At 64.4% G+C, this 15,169-nt stretch carries 12 protein-coding genes; all 12 read left to right on the top strand.

From position 1 onward, the window contains the following. Window positions 1-112: 112 nt before the first annotated feature. The 12 genes from ACJ8QI_RS10440 to ACJ8QI_RS10385 all read left to right on the top strand — a co-directional run bounded on the left by ACJ8QI_RS10440 (window position 113) and on the right by ACJ8QI_RS10385 (window position 15,097). Entirely contained in the window at window positions 113-3,874 is a 3,762-nt protein-coding gene (locus tag ACJ8QI_RS10440) for a nitrate reductase subunit alpha (protein ID WP_107226356.1), read from the top strand. After that, window positions 3,871-5,415 carry a nitrate reductase subunit beta gene (gene narH, locus ACJ8QI_RS10435; RefSeq protein ID WP_033634924.1) on the top strand — a complete coding sequence of 515 codons (1,545 nt, stop codon included), beginning with the start codon at window positions 3,871-3,873 and terminating at the stop codon, window positions 5,413-5,415. Before ACJ8QI_RS10440 ends, narH begins: the two co-directional genes overlap by 4 nt. Continuing rightward, on the top strand, window positions 5,412-6,134 hold the full coding sequence (narJ, locus tag ACJ8QI_RS10430; protein ID WP_442532450.1) for a nitrate reductase molybdenum cofactor assembly chaperone: 723 nt from the start codon (window positions 5,412-5,414) through the stop codon (window positions 6,132-6,134). The genes narH and narJ overlap by 4 nt, the downstream gene beginning before the upstream one ends. Before the next feature lie 2 nt (window positions 6,135-6,136). Then, window positions 6,137-6,814, top strand: a complete 678-nt coding sequence (gene narI, locus ACJ8QI_RS10425) for a respiratory nitrate reductase subunit gamma (protein WP_025303199.1) — start codon at window positions 6,137-6,139, stop codon at window positions 6,812-6,814. 273 nt (window positions 6,815-7,087) lie between these two features. Further along, window positions 7,088-8,095 carry a 3-oxoacyl-[acyl-carrier-protein] synthase III C-terminal domain-containing protein gene (locus ACJ8QI_RS10420; RefSeq protein ID WP_074026772.1) on the top strand — a complete coding sequence of 336 codons (1,008 nt, stop codon included), beginning with the start codon at window positions 7,088-7,090 and terminating at the stop codon, window positions 8,093-8,095. Then, a complete protein-coding gene (locus tag ACJ8QI_RS10415) occupies window positions 8,092-9,108 on the top strand; it encodes an NAD-dependent epimerase/dehydratase family protein (RefSeq protein ID WP_060439745.1) in 1,017 nt (338 codons plus the stop codon). The genes ACJ8QI_RS10420 and ACJ8QI_RS10415 overlap by 4 nt, the downstream gene beginning before the upstream one ends. Beyond that, a complete protein-coding gene (locus ACJ8QI_RS10410) occupies window positions 9,101-9,907 on the top strand; it encodes an MBL fold metallo-hydrolase (RefSeq protein WP_060439746.1) in 807 nt (268 codons plus the stop codon). The genes ACJ8QI_RS10415 and ACJ8QI_RS10410 overlap by 8 nt, the downstream gene beginning before the upstream one ends. Further along, window positions 9,904-11,190: a F390 synthetase-related protein gene (locus ACJ8QI_RS10405; protein ID WP_442532449.1), complete on the top strand. Its 1,287-nt coding sequence runs from the start codon at window positions 9,904-9,906 to the stop codon at window positions 11,188-11,190. Before ACJ8QI_RS10410 ends, ACJ8QI_RS10405 begins: the two co-directional genes overlap by 4 nt. Then, entirely contained in the window at window positions 11,187-11,804 is a 618-nt protein-coding gene (locus ACJ8QI_RS10400; RefSeq protein ID WP_084827675.1) for a phosphatase PAP2 family protein, read from the top strand. Before ACJ8QI_RS10405 ends, ACJ8QI_RS10400 begins: the two co-directional genes overlap by 4 nt. Further along, the gene (locus ACJ8QI_RS10395) at window positions 11,801-12,940 is read left to right on the top strand and encodes a sterol desaturase family protein (RefSeq protein ID WP_336850338.1); all 1,140 of its coding nucleotides are present in this window, start codon (window positions 11,801-11,803) and stop codon (window positions 12,938-12,940) included. Before ACJ8QI_RS10400 ends, ACJ8QI_RS10395 begins: the two co-directional genes overlap by 4 nt. Further along, entirely contained in the window at window positions 12,933-14,015 is a 1,083-nt protein-coding gene (locus ACJ8QI_RS10390) for a fatty acid desaturase family protein (RefSeq protein WP_442532448.1), read from the top strand. Before ACJ8QI_RS10395 ends, ACJ8QI_RS10390 begins: the two co-directional genes overlap by 8 nt. Beyond that, complete coding sequence (locus ACJ8QI_RS10385) at window positions 14,012-15,097, top strand: acyl-CoA desaturase (protein WP_049234792.1); 1,086 nt, start codon at window positions 14,012-14,014, stop codon at window positions 15,095-15,097. The genes ACJ8QI_RS10390 and ACJ8QI_RS10385 overlap by 4 nt, the downstream gene beginning before the upstream one ends. Window positions 15,098-15,169: the final 72 nt, after the last annotated feature.

Here is a 15,169-nt window from a genome sequence, read left to right as displayed (position 1 = left end):
CCTCCCGCTTTCTCTTGATCGCAATCAATTTGCCGCCGGTTGGCCGTCAGTAGGCTGGCGGCAGATTGAGCATGTCTTCTTATAACGACAAGAGCCTTCAGGAGCATTCCGGATGAGCAAATTTTTAGACCGTTTCCGCTATTTCAAGCAGTTGGCGGAGCCTTTTTCTGGCGAGCACGGCCAGACCTTGAACACCAACCGCGACTGGGAAGACGGCTACCGCAGCCGTTGGCAGCACGACAAAGTGGTGCGTTCCACCCACGGCGTGAACTGCACCGGTTCCTGCAGTTGGAAGATCTACGTGAAGAATGGCCTGGTGACCTGGGAAACCCAGCAAACCGACTACCCGCGCACCCGGCCCGATCTGCCCAACCATGAACCGCGCGGCTGCCCGCGCGGCGCCAGCTACTCCTGGTACCTGTACAGCGCCAACCGGCTGAAATACCCGCTGATGCGCAAGCGTCTGCTCAAGCTGTGGCGCGAGGCGAAAGCGCAGCACAGCGATCCCGTCGCGGCCTGGGGCTCTATCGTCGGCGATGCGGAAAAAGCCAAAAGCTACAAGGTGGCGCGCGGCCGCGGCGGCTTCGTCCGCTCCAGCTGGCAGGAGGTCAATGAACTGATCGCCGCCGCCAACGTCTATACCGCCAAAACCTTCGGTCCGGACCGTATCATCGGCTTCTCGCCGATCCCGGCGATGTCGATGGTGTCCTACGCCGCCGGCGCCCGCTACCTGTCGCTGATCGGCGGCGCTTGCCTGAGCTTCTACGACTGGTATTGCGATCTGCCGCCGGCCTCGCCGATGACCTGGGGCGAGCAGACCGACGTGCCGGAATCCGCCGACTGGTACAACTCCTCCTACATTATCGCCTGGGGCTCCAACGTGCCGCAGACGCGCACCCCGGACGCCCACTTCTTTACCGAAGTGCGTTACAAGGGCACCAAAACCGTGGCGGTGACGCCGGACTACGCCGAAGTCGCGAAACTGTGCGACCACTGGCTGAATCCGAAGCAGGGCACCGACAGCGCGATGGCGCTGGCGATGGGCCACGTGATGCTGAAAGAGTTCCATCTCGATCGCGAAGTTGGCTACTTCCGCGACTACGTGCGCCGCTATACCGACATGCCGATGCTGGTGCTGCTGGAAGCGCGTGAAGGCGGCCATTACGCCGCCGGCCGCCTGCTGCGCGCCGCCGATCTGGTGGACGGGCTGGGCCAGGAAAACAACCCCGAGTGGAAAACCGTCGCTATCGACAGCCGCAGCGGCGATCTGGTGGCGCCGCAGGGCTCCATCGGCTTCCGCTGGGGCGAGAAGGGCAAGTGGAACCTGGAACAGCGCGAGGGCAAGTCGCAACAGGAAGTCGAGCTGCAGCTCAGCCTGTTGGGCATGCATGACGACGTGGCCGAGGTGGGCTTCCCGTACTTCGGCGGCGCGGACAGCGAGCATTTCAACAGCGTGGCGCTGGACGAGATCCTGCTGCACAAGCTGCCGGTGAAACGCCTGCAGCTGGCGGACGGCAGCGAAGCGCTGGTGACCAGCGTGTATGACCTGACGCTGGCCAATTACGGTCTGGAACGCGGGCTGGGCGACGCCAACTGCGCCGCCGACTATGACGAGGTCAAGGCCTACAGCCCGGCCTGGGCCGAGCAGATCACCGGCGTGTCGCGTCACAACATCATCCGCATTGCCCGCGAGTTCGCGGAAAACGCCGAGAAAACCCACGGCCGTTCGATGATCATCGTCGGCGCCGGCGTCAACCACTGGTATCACATGGACATGACCTACCGCGGCCTGATCAACATGCTGATCTTCTGCGGCTGCGTCGGCCAGAGCGGCGGCGGCTGGGCGCACTACGTCGGCCAGGAAAAACTGCGGCCGCAAACCGGCTGGCTGCCGCTGGCGTTCGGCCTCGACTGGCAGCGCCCGCCGCGCCACATGAACAGCACCTCGTTCTTCTACAACCATTCCAGCCAATGGCGCTATGAAACCGTCGGCACCGACGAGCTGCTGTCGCCGCTGGCGGACAAGTCGCGCTTCGGCGGCAGCCTGATCGACTTCAACGTGCGCGCCGAGCGCATGGGCTGGCTGCCGTCGGCGCCGCAGCTGGGCACCAACCCGCTGCGCCTGGCGGAGCAGGCCCGTGCGGCCGGTCAGTCGCCGGTCGAGTTCACCGTCGATAGCCTGAAAAACGGCACGCTGGGCTTCGCCGCCGAGCAGCCGGACAATCCGCAGAATTTCCCGCGCAACCTGTTTGTCTGGCGCTCCAACCTGCTGGGCTCCTCCGGCAAGGGCCATGAGTACATGCTCAAATACCTGTTGGGCACCGAAAACGGCATTCAGGGGAAAGATCTCGGCCAGCAGGGCGGCGTGAAGCCGCAGGAAGTGGAATGGCGCGAGCAGGGCGGCGAAGGCAAGCTGGATCTGGTGGTGACGCTCGATTTCCGCATGTCGAGCACCTGCCTGTACTCCGACGTGGTGCTGCCGACCGCCACCTGGTACGAAAAAGACGACATGAACACCTCCGACATGCACCCGTTCATCCATCCGCTGTCGGCGGCGGTCGATCCGGCCTGGGATTCGAAGAGCGACTGGGAGATCTACAAGGGCATCGCCAAGGCCTTCTCCGAGGTGTGCGTCGGCCATCTGGGTCAGGAAACCGACGTGGTGACCCTGCCTATCCAGCACGATTCCGCCGCCGAACTGGCGCAGCCTTACGGCGTGCAGGACTGGAAGAAAGGCGAGTGCGATCTGATCCCGGGCAAAACTGCGCCCCACATCATCGCGGTGGAACGCGATTACCCGGCCACCTACGAGCGCTTCACCTCGCTGGGGCCGCTGCTGGACAAACTGGGCAACGGCGGCAAGGGCATCAGCTGGAACACCCAAACCGAGGTCGACTTCCTCAAACAGCTTAACTACGTCAAGGCCGACGGCCCGGCGGCGGGGCGGCCGAAGATTGAGAGCGCAATAGACGCGGCGGAAGTGATCCTGTCGCTGGCGCCGGAAACCAACGGCCAGGTGGCGGTAAAAGCCTGGGAGGCCCTGAGCAACGTCACCGGCCGCGATCACCGGCATCTGGCGCTGAACAAGGAAGACGAGAAAATTCGCTTCCGCGACATTCAGGCGCAGCCGCGCAAAATCATCTCCAGCCCGACCTGGTCCGGTCTGGAAGACGAACACGTTTCCTACAACGCCTGTTACACCAACGTGCACGAGCTGATCCCGTGGCGCACCCTCAGCGGCCGTCAACAGCTGTATCAGGACCACGAGTGGATGCGCGCCTTCGGTGAAAGCCTGCTGGTATACCGGCCGCCGATCGACACCCGTGCCGCCCAGCCGCTGCTCAACAGCAAGCCGAACGGCAACAAGGAGAAGGCGCTGAACTTCCTGACGCCGCACCAGAAGTGGGGCATTCACTCCACCTACAGCGACAACCTGTTGATGCTGACGCTGTCGCGCGGCGGCCCGATCGTCTGGCTGAGCGAAGACGACGCCAAAGATCTGGGCATCGCGGACAACGACTGGATCGAGGCCTTCAACGCCAACGGTGCGCTGACGGCGCGCGCGGTGGTCAGCCAGCGTATCCCGGCCGGCATGACCATGATGTACCACGCGCAGGAGCGCATCGTGAACCTGCCGGGCTCGGAGATCACCAGCCAGCGTGGCGGCATCCATAACTCGGTGACCCGCGCCTGTCCGAAGCCGACCCACATGATCGGCGGCTATGCGCAGCTGGCCTACGGCTTCAACTACTACGGTACCGTCGGCTCCAACCGCGACGAGTTCGTGGTGGTGCGCAAGATGAACCGCATTGATTGGTTGGACGACGAAGGCAACGACTACGCGCAGGGCAGTCAGCAGGAGAACAGCAAATGAAAATTCGTTCGCAAGTCGGCATGGTGCTGAATCTGGACAAGTGCATCGGTTGCCACACCTGTTCGGTCACCTGCAAAAACGTCTGGACCAGCCGTGAAGGTATGGAATACGCCTGGTTCAATAACGTGGAAAGCAAGCCCGGCGTCGGGTATCCGCACGCCTGGGAAGATCAGGAAAAATGGAAGGGCGGCTGGATACGTAAAATCAACGGCAAGCTGGAACCGCGCATGGGCAACCGCGTCGGCGTGCTGGCGAAAATCTTCGCCAACCCGGACGTGCCGGCGCTGGACGACTACTACGAGCCGTTCGATTACGACTACCAGCATCTGCATACCGCCAAACAGGGCAAGCACCAGCCGGTGGCTCGCCCGCGCTCGCTGATCACCGGCCAGCGCATGAACAAGATCGAAAGCGGCCCGAACTGGGAGGAGATCCTCGGCGGGGAGTTCGAAAAGCGCTCGCAGGACAAGAATTTCGACAACCTGCAGAAGGCGATGTACGGACAGTTCGAAAACACCTTCATGATGTACCTGCCGCGCCTGTGCGAACACTGCCTCAACCCGGCCTGCGTCGCCACCTGCCCGAGCGGGGCGATCTACAAGCGCGGCGAAGACGGCATTGTGCTGATCGACCAGGACAAGTGCCGCGGCTGGCGCATGTGCCTGACCGGCTGTCCGTACAAGAAAATCTACTTCAACTGGAAGAGCGGCAAGTCCGAGAAGTGCATCTTCTGCTACCCGCGCATCGAAGCCGGGCAGCCGACGGTCTGTTCGGAGACCTGCGTCGGCCGCATTCGCTACCTCGGTGTGCTGCTGTACGATGCCGACCGCATCGAGCAGGCGGCGGCGGTGGAGAACGACAAGGATCTGTACCAGAGCCAGCTCGATATCTTCCTCGATCCGCATGATCCGAAGGTGATTGCTCAGGCGCTGGCGGACGGCGTGCCGCAGGGCGTCATTGAAGCCGCCCAGCAGTCACCGGTGTACAAAATGGCGATGGACTGGAAGCTGGCGCTGCCGCTGCACCCGGAATACCGCACGCTGCCGATGGTGTGGTACGTGCCACCGTTGTCGCCGATTCAGTCCGCCGCCGACGCCGGCGAGCTGGCGCACAGCGGCGTGTTGCCGGACGTCGAGAGCCTGCGCATTCCGGTGCAGTATCTGGCGAACCTGCTGACCGCCGGCGATACCGAACCGGTGCTGCTGGCGCTGAAGCGCATGCTGGCGATGCGCCACTACAAGCGGGCGGAAACCGTCGACGGCGTGGTGGACACCAGCGCGCTGGAGCAGGTCGGGTTGAGCGAAGCGCAGGCGCAGGAGATGTACCGCTACCTGGCGATCGCCAACTATGAAGATCGCTTCGTGGTGCCGTCGAGCCACCGCGAGCTGGCGCGCGAAGCCTTCCCGGAAAGCAAAGGCTGCGGTTTCAGCTTCGGCGACGGCTGCCACGGCAGCGACGGCAAGTTCAACCTGTTCAACAGCCGCCGTATCGACGCCATCGACGTGACCGCGAAAACCGCGCGGCCGGAGGATGCCTCATGATCAGCCTGAAAGTGATCGCCCGCCTGCTGGATTACCCGGAGCAGGTCCTGTTTGACCATCAGCAGGCGCTCATCGAAGCGCTGGAGCCGGCCAGCGAGCTGGATCTGCACCACAGTGCGCAGCTGATTCTGTTTATCCGCCGCCTGTGCGCCCGCCCGCTGCTGGACGTGCAGGCCGACTATTGCGAGCTGTTCGATCGCGGCCGCGCCACCTCGCTGCTGCTGTTTGAGCACGTGCACGGCGAGTCGCGCGATCGCGGCCAGGCGATGGTTGACCTGATGGCGCAGTACCGCGCCGCCGGGCTGGAGATCGACAGCCGCGAGCTGCCGGATTTCCTGCCGCTGTATCTGGAGTATCTGGCCAGCCGCAGCGCGGCGCAGGCGCGTGAAGGGCTGCAGGACATCGCGCCGATCCTGGCGCTGCTGGGCGCGCGCCTGCAACAGCGTGAAAGCCCGTATGCGGTGCTGTTCGATCTGCTGCTGGCGCTGTCCGGCAGCGAGGTGCAGGCCCAGACGCTGGAGCCCCAGGTGGCGCAAGAGGCACGTGACGATACGCCGCAGGCGCTGGATGCGGTGTGGGAAGAGGAGCAGGTCAAGTTTCTCGGCGAACAGGGCTGCGCCTCCGCCCAGCAGACGGCGCACCAGCGGCGCTTCGCCGTCGCGGTGGCACCACAGTATCTGGACCTGACGGATGCGTTAACCGGAACCAAAGGACGCTAATCATGCAATTTTTGAATCAGTTCTTCTTCGATATCTACCCTTATCTGGCCGGCGCGGTATTCCTGATCGGCAGCTGGTTGCGTTACGACTACGGGCAGTACAGCTGGCGCGCCGGCTCCAGCCAGATGCTGGATAAAAAGGGCATGCGGCTGGCGTCCAACCTGTTTCACATCGGCATTATCGGCATCTTCGCGGGCCACTTCCTCGGCATGCTGACGCCGCACTGGATGTATGAGGCCTTCCTGCCGATCGACGTGAAGCAGAAGCTGGCGATGATCGCCGGCGGCGCCTGCGGCCTGATGACGCTGATCGGCGGCGCGCTGTTGCTGAAGCGCCGGTTGACCAACCCGCGGGTGCGCGCCACCAGCAGCTTCGCCGACATCATGATCCTGACGTTGCTGGTGGTGCAGGTGTGCCTCGGCCTGCTGACCATTCCGTTCTCCGCCCAGCATATGGACGGCAGCGAAATGATGAAGCTGGTGGCCTGGGCGCAGGCGGTGGTGACCTTCCACGCCGGCGCCTCTGCGCACCTGGAAGGCGTGGCGATTATCTTCAAACTGCACATGGTGCTGGGCATGACGCTGTTCGTGTTGTTCCCGTTCTGCCGCCTGGTGCATATCTGGAGTGCGCCGGTAGAGTATCTGACCCGCCGTTACCAGCTGGTGCGCAACCGCCGCTGAGCCTGACCCCGCCGCCGCCGATCGCCAGCGGCGGCGCTATTCCGATAATTCTCCCGCCGTCTGCCCATTCTCGCCGCCTTGCCGTAAACTGAATATCTCAGTAATGTTACGCTTATGCTTCCGCCGACGGACGTCGGCCCGCGCCAGCTGATAACAAGAGATACCGCCTTGATGAAAGGCCTTTTGGGACATAAAAACCGGGGATGATCCGCATAGCCTTTGCGCCGTGCGGGAGAATCGCTTTATGGATAGTCAGGTTAATCAATAACAATAATGACCACACAATGTCGCTCACCCGAGCTGTTGCCTCTGAAAATCATTGCCACCGGGGCCGCGTTGCCGCCCAACCGCGTGGCCTCCTCTACGCTCGATGCCCGCCTGGGGAAACCGGCCGGCTACGTTGAAAAACGCTCGGGCATCGTTTACCGCTATCACGCCGCCGACGACGCCAGCCAGGCCGATCTCGCCGCCGCCGCGCTGCAAGACGCGCTGGCCCGCAGCGCCATTCCGGCAGCCTCCATTGACCTTTTGATCTCCGCCTCGGCGATAGCGGTGCAGGCGCTGCCGTGCACCGCCGCGCATATTCTCAAGGTTGCCGGGCTGGCACCGGGTACGCCGGGCTTCGACATCAACAGCAGCTGCGTCAGCTTCATCTCTGCGCTGCAGGTGGCGGCGGGGCTGTTGAACGCCGGGACGTATCGGCGTATCGCCATCGTCTCGGCGGATCTCGCTTCGCGCGGCATCGACTGGCAGCACGAAGAGTCGTCGCTGATCTTCGGCGACGGCGCCGCCTGCGCCATCGTGGAGCGCGGCGACGGCGCCAGCGGCATCCTCGCCAGCCTGGTGGAAACCTATCCCGCCGGCAGCGAACTGTGCGAGATCCGCGCCGGCGGCACGCGCCGCAACCCGCGCGCCGGCATGTGCGAGCAAGACTTCCTGTTTCATATGCAGGGCAAGCCGCTGTTCCGTCAGGCGTCGGCGCTGATTGAGGACTACCTCGACCGGCTGCTGAGCGCCAGCGGCTTGACCCTGGGGCAGATCGCCACCGTGGTGCCGCACCAGGCCAGCCATTTGTCGCTCGAACATATGCGCAAACGGCTGCACGTCTCCAGCGAGGCGCTGGTGGACATCTACCGCCATCACGGCAACCAGGTAGCGGCGTCTATCCCGACCGCGCTGCATGCCGCCGTGACCACCGGGCGCTTCAATCCCGGCCAGCCGGTGATGCTGATCGGCACCGCCGCCGGGCTGGCGTTGGCCGGCATGGTGTTGCTGCCATGAGGGTGCTGGTGACCGGGGCGACCAGCGGGCTGGGGCGCAACGCGGCGGAGTGGTTGCTGGAAGCCGGGCATCAGGTGCGCGCCACCGGCCGCGATGAGCGGGCCGGCGAAGCGTTGCGCCAGCTGGGCGCCGAATTTTACTCGCTCGATCTGGCGCAGGCCACGCCGCAGCAGTGCCGGGAGCTGGTAACCGACTGCGAGTGGGTGTGGCACTGTGCGGCCAAGTCTTCGCCCTGGGGCAGCAAAGCGGAATTTCACCGCATCAACGCCGCAGCGACGGACAAGCTGGCGGAGGCGGCCGGGCGCTGCGGCGTGCGGCGCTTCGTGCATATCTCCACGCCGGCAATCTACTTCGATTTTCAGCCGCATTACGATCTTGATGAGGGTTATCGCGCCCGGCGCTTCGCCAACCACTATGCCGCCAGCAAGCACGCCGCCGAGCAGCGGCTGTTGGCGCAGGCGAAGATCTACCCGCAAACCACCTATATTATTCTGCGGCCGCGCGGCCTGTTTGGCCCGCACGATCGGGTGATCGTGCCGCGGCTGTTGCAACAGCTCGAACGCGATCGCGGCGTGCTGCGGCTGCCCGGCGGCGGGCAGGCGTTGCTGGATCTGACCTTTGCTCCCAACGTGGTGCACGCCATGGAGCTGGCCAGCCGGCAACGCGGATTGCCGTCCGGCGCCGTGTACAACATCACCAACCACCAACCGCAGCGGCTGGCGGAGATGCTGGATGCGCTGCTGCGCCAGGAGCTGGGGCTGCGTTACCGGCTGCAGGCCGTGCCGTATCCGCTGCTGCAGGCGCTGGCCGGCGGCATGGAGCTGTGGGCAAGCCTGAGCGGCAAGGAACCGCTGCTGACGCGCTATAGCGTGGCGGCGGTGCATTTTGACATGACCCTGAGCCAGACCCTCGCGATCGAAGAGCTGGGCTATCGGCCGCGTTACTCGATGGAGGAGGGGATCCGCCTGACCGGCGAGTGGCTGCGGCAGCAAGGAGGCATACCGCATGGCTAAGGTCACCGTATTTGAAGTGGGCTATTGCACGCATATCGGCTGTATGGCGCTGCGCGGCGCCGGGTTCCGGGTGTGTAAATTCCCGGCGCGCGCCTATCTGCTGGAGGTGGGGCAGCGCCGCTGGCTGTGGGATACCGGCTACGCGCATTATTTTCAGCAGCACACGCAGTCGGGGGTATTCAGCCTTTACCGCCGCATGACGCCGGTCTATTTCGATCCCGCCGAGTCGTTGGCGCATCAGCTGCGCGAAGCCGGTTACGCCGAAGGCGACATCCAGGCGCTGATCGTCTCGCACTTTCACGCGGATCACATCGCCGGGCTGCAGGATTTCAGCCACCTCGACTTTATTTGCTCCGGCGAAGGCTGGCAGCAAACCCGTGGGCTGCGCGGGTTCGCGGCGCTCAAGCGCGCCTTTATTCCCGGCCTGATCCCGGCGGATTTCGAGAGTCGTCTGCAGTTTATGGAGGCTTTTCCCTCGGTGGCGTTGCCCGCGCTGCTGGCGCCGTTCGATCGCGGTTACGCGCTGCCGGGCAGCGAGGGGCAGATCGTGCTGGTGCCGCTGCCGGGGCATGCGGCCGGCCATATCGGCGCCTTTATTCTCACCGACGCCGGCTGGACGCTATTGGCCAGCGACGCCGCCTGGTCGCCGCAGAGCTACCAGACGCTGCGCGGGCCTTCGCGCCTGGCCAATCTGGTGATGGACGATGCGGCGGCGTACACCCGCACGCTGGAACGGCTTAACCAACTGTGGGCGGGCGGCCAGGTCAACATTTTGCTGTGCCACGAGGGGGACCTGTGATCCCCTTCATGACCCTGTGGCACTATTTCCGCGCCCGGCGCCTGCGCTTTGGCGATCGTGCGGCGCTGGAGGCGCATCAGGCCCGGCAGCTCGCGGGCTTTGCCCGCCGGGTGCTGAGCAAGAGCCCCTATTTTCAGCGCTTCAGCCGCCGGCCGTTCGCCGAATGGCCGCAAATGGACAAGGCGCTGATGATGGCGCAGTTTGACCTGATGAATACCGCCGGGCTGAGCCGGGAAGCGGTGCTGGCCTGCGCGCAGCACAGCGAGGCGGATCGCGATTTCACGCCGAAGATCGGGCGCTACAGCGTCGGGTTGTCGTCCGGCACCTCCGGGCAGCGCGGCGTGTTTGTCGTCAGTCCGCGCGAACAGCAGGTGTGGGCCGGTGGCATGCTGGCGAAGATGCTGCCGGACGGGCTGTTGGCCGGCGAGCGCGTCGCCCTGTTTCTGCGGGCGGACAATAATCTCTATCACAGCGTAAACAACCGTTGGCTGAGCCTGGCGTTTTACGATCTGCTCGCGCCGTTCAGCGAGCATCTGCCCGCACTGGAACGGCAGGCGCCCAGCATCATCGTGGCCCCTGCGCAGGTGCTGCGTGCCCTGGCGCTGGCGGTGCTGGCCGGGCAGGTGAAGCTGCCGGTCAAAAAAGCGATCTCGGTCGCCGAGGTGTTGGAAGAGCAGGATCGCCGCCTGCTGATGCAGGTGTTTCCGGCGGTCGGCGAAGTGTATCAGGCCACCGAGGGGTTTCTTGCCGCCACCTGCGCGCACGGCACGCTGCATCTGAACGAAGAGTTTTTGCATATCGAACCGCAGTGGATCGACGAGCAGCGTTTTACGCCGCTGATCACTGATTTCACCCGCAGCACGCAGCCGATCGTGCGTTATCGGCTGGACGATGTGCTGGTGCTGCGCAAGGAACCCTGCCCGTGCGGGCAACCGACGCGGGCGATTGCGCGTATCGAAGGGCGGCGCGACGATCAGCTGATGTTACCCGATGCGCAGCGACAGCCGCAGGCGGTGTTCGCCGATGCCTGCAGCCGGACGATCGCCAATGCGTTACCGCTGACCAGCGATTACCGCCTGATCCAGCGCGGCGAGCACCGGCTGGAGCTGATCGCCGATTGCAGCCCGGCGGCGTTGGCGCACTGCCAGGCGCAGCTGATCGCGCTGTTCGCTCGCCAGGGCATCGCCACCGATCGGCTCGAATGGCGGTTGACGGCGCAGGCGGTGTTACCGCAGTTCGATCGCAAGCGGCGGCGCATCGTGCGCCAGGCGGAGGAAGCATGAAAAAGATGCTGTTCAGGCTAGGGCACATGTTGCTCGGCTGGGGGACGGTCGGGGTGGTGTATAGCCTGACCGATCGCCTGCAGGGGGCGGGAACCCTGCTGCCGCCATCGGCGCTTGACCGGGCGATCCCGTTTAATCCGGCGGCCATTTGGCTCTATCTGTCGTTCTTCCTCATCGTCCCGGCGGGCTATTTGCTGGCGCCGCTGCAGCGAATCAAATGGCTGACGCTGGCGATGCAGCTGACGGCGCTGGGCGCCGGGGCAGTTTACCTGCTGTGGCCGACCACCATGGCCTATCCGCAGAACGAGGGCGTTGGGCTCAGCGCGCAGCTGCTGGCGGCGTTAACGCAGGTGGATTCGCCGCAAAACTGCCTGCCGTCGTTGCACATGGCGCTGACGGTGCTGGCGGTGTGGGCGCTGAGCGACGGCGAGCGCAAAGTGCGGACGGCGCTGTGGATGCTGTGGGGCGTGGCGATCGCGTTCTCCATCCTGCAGCTGCGCCGCCATTTGTTTGTCGATCTGGCCGGCGGTGCGCTGCTGGCGCTGTTCGCCGGCTGGCTGGCCCTGCGCATAGAGGCCCTACGCCGGCGCGTGGTTAAAGGAGAAGTAGGATGAGCGATCTGGCGTTGCCGATAGTGTTCATGCTGTTCATCGTGGTGGCCGAGGCGGTGGCGCTGCAGTGGGGGCGCCGTGAGCCGGTCAACTGGCACGATCTGGTGTTCAACCTGAACTCCGGCCATATCATGCTGTGGCTGTTCCGCGGGCTGGAGATCACCTGCTACGGCTACGTGGCCGCGCATTTCAGCCTGGGGCTGCTGGACGCCTGGCCGCCGCTGCTGATGTGGCTGTTCGCCCTGCTGGCGTGGGACTTCGGTTTCTACTGGCTGCATCGCCTGCACCACCGCTTCCGCGTGCTGTGGGCGGTACACGTGGTGCACCACCAGGGGGAGCACTTCAACCTGTCGCTGGGGGTGCGCAACTCCTGGTATTCGTCGTTGACGTCGATCCCGTTCTTTTTGCTGCTGGCGCTGGCGGGCGTGCCGCTGTCGGTGTTCGTCACGGTGTCGATTTTTCACTACAGCATTCAGCTGTTTAACCACAATGCGCTGACGCCGAAGCTGGGCGTACTGGAAAAAATCCTGGTCACGCCGGCGCACCACCGGGTGCACCACGTCAAGGACATGGCGTATTCCAATAAGAACTTCGGCGGCAGCTTTATCTTTTGGGACAAGCTGTTCGGCACGTTCTGCCCGGCGCTACCGACCACGCCGTTCAGCTACGGCGTCAGCGGCGATCGGCCGTCCGCCAATCCATTTTGGGCGAGCAATCTGCCGTTCCTGCGCTATTTCCGTCTGGCCTGGCGCCCGGCGCCGGGCCGGCCGCGCGACCGCCGTTCGGCGCTCAGCGTCTTCAGCGGCGCCATGCTGTTGTTCTCGCTGGTGGTCGGTTACGTCTACCAATACGGTTACGGTTACGGTTACGGCGACATCAGCTGGCCGCAAATGGCGCTGCTGGTGCTGCTGGCGTTGGGCTCGGTGGCGCTGGGCGGCATGACGGAAGGGCGGCCGTGGGCGAGCGCCGTTTGGCTGCTGATCGCGCTGGGCATGCCGCTGCTGTTTATCGGCTATCTTGGCTGGCCGCAGCGCTATTGGCATATCGCCATGGCCGCCGTGGCGCTGCATGCCCTGTGCGTGGCGCTGGGCTGGGGGCGAGTGGCCGCACCGGCCGCCGTGGAGGAACCGCATGGCTGACTTATTACCGCCGCTGCGTTTCCCCACCGATGGCGAGCAGGCGTTTCACCGCGATCTCAAGCGCGCGGCGCACGCCTGCCTGGCGGGCGATCATCGCTATGCCGATACCGCGCGGCTGGCCAAGGCCGCGCTGTTGCTGGCGCTGTGCGTCGGGTTTTATGCCCTGAGCCTGATGCAGCATCAGCCCTGGGCGTTTTTCCTCTGCTATTTCCTGTTCGTGGCCATGGGCATGCTGCTCAACGTCAACGTCAATCACGATGCTTCGCATAACGCCTTCTTGCGCGCGCCCTGGGCCAATCGCCTGGTGGGGCGGTTGGTGACGCTGCCGCTGGGCGTCGATCCGGACTATTGGCGCACGCGGCACGTGGATTACCACCACGTTTACGCCAACGTCGAACACTACGATCTGGACACCGAAGAGAACGGCTTTTTCCGCCAGACGCCGTTCCAGCGCTGGCGGCCGCATATGCGCTATCAGCATCTGTACTGGCCGCTGATCGCCGCGCTCTCGCTACCCTACATCGCGTGGATTTTCGATTGGTCCGATCGGCTCGATAAAACGCCGCTGCGGGAAAAACGCGTGCTGGCGGGGCGGGGCGGTTGGGCGCTGTTCGCGCTGTGCAAATTGCTCCATGTGGCGCTGGTGCTGGTGGTGCCGCTGATCCTGTGCCATCTGCACGGCATCGGTTGGGGCTGGGTGCTGTTGGCTTACGCGCTCAGCCAGATGTTTGCCTCGCTGCTGGTGGTGTTCCTGCTGCTGGGCACCCACTGGGCGCAGGCCGAGTTTTACCCGGCGCCGGCTGGCGACAGCATGCCGCACGGTTGGTACCGGCACAATTTCGCCACCGCCTGCGATTGGCAGCCTGAGCCGCGCTGGCTGGAACACCTGACCGGCGGGCTGAACTATCACCTCACCCACCACCTGTTTCCCGGCTGGAATCACCGCCACTATCCGGCACTGGCCGCCGCGGTGGCGGAAGTGGCTCAGCGGCACGGCATGGCATATCGCTGCATCGGCTATCGCGAACTGCTGGCGCAGCAACAGCGCTTCTTGCGCCTTATGGGGCAGCCATGAAACCGCTGCGCCCGTTAGCCTATCGGCGCGACGACGGCGGGCTACATCGCGCGCTGATGCAGGCCGCCCAGCATTATCTGGCGGCCAACGGCGATCACCGCTTCGCCGACGGCGGCATGCTGGCGAAGGTGGCGCTGCTGTTGACGCTGTGCGGCCTGTGTTACGGGTTGAGCCTGCAGCAGCAAAACGGCTGGGCGTTTTTCGCCTGTTATTTCGGCTTTATCTTTATTGGCATGTTCCTGACGGTGAACGTGGTGCACGACGCCTCGCATAACGCGTTTTTCCGTCGGCCCTGGGCCAACCGCTGGCTGAACGCCCTGGTGAGCGTCCCGCTGGGGCTGGATCCCGACTGCTGGCGCGTGCGCCACGTGTTGTTTCACCATGCCCATAACAATATCGAACATTACGACCCTGACATCGACGCCAATGGCGTGCTGCGGCAAACGCCGTTCCAGCGCTGGCGGCCCTTTATGCGCGCCCAGCGTTACTATTGGCCGCTGGTGGCGGCGCTGACGTTCCCGTACTACATCTGGCTGTTCGACTGGCTGGACCGGGCGGGCCGCACCCGCGTGGCGGCGCGCATGGCGCAGCAGGGCGTGCGCGGCTGGTGCGGATTTCTGGCGGGCAAGGCGGCGCACCTGCTGCTGGCGCTGGCGATCCCGTGCTGGCTGCTGCCGCCGGCCATCGGCATCGGGCAAATTCTGCTGGTCTATTTGCTGAGCCAGATGCTTTCTTCATTGCTGTTCGTGATGTTGATCATCGGCACCCACTGGGCCAAAGCCAATTTTTATCAGGCGCCGGCGCAGGGTGCGATGCCGCACGGCTGGTATCACCATGTGTTCGCCACGACCTTCGACTGGCTGACCCGGCCGCGCTGGCTGGGATACTGGCTCGGCGGGGCGAACCTGCATTTGACGCATCATCTGTTCCCGCACTGGAGCCACCGCCATTACCCGGCGCTGAGCCGCATCATCGGCGAGGTGGCGCCGCGTTTCGGCATCGATTACCGCCTGCTGGAGCTGGAGGAGCTGTTGCGCCTGCAGCAGCGCTTCCTCAGCGCGATGGGGCGCAAACCGCATTAGCGTTGCATGTGGATTGTGCGAGGCGTTACGCAGTTCACTAATTGAACGACATGTGCCCTTCCAGTAGACTTT

It is taken from the genome of Serratia sp. CY84636 (assembly GCF_052166245.1).
In the GTDB taxonomy this organism is placed as follows: domain Bacteria; phylum Pseudomonadota; class Gammaproteobacteria; order Enterobacterales; family Enterobacteriaceae; genus Serratia; species Serratia nevei.
Note: the sequence above shows the minus strand (reverse complement) of the source record. Positions and strands in the feature narration are given on the sequence as shown.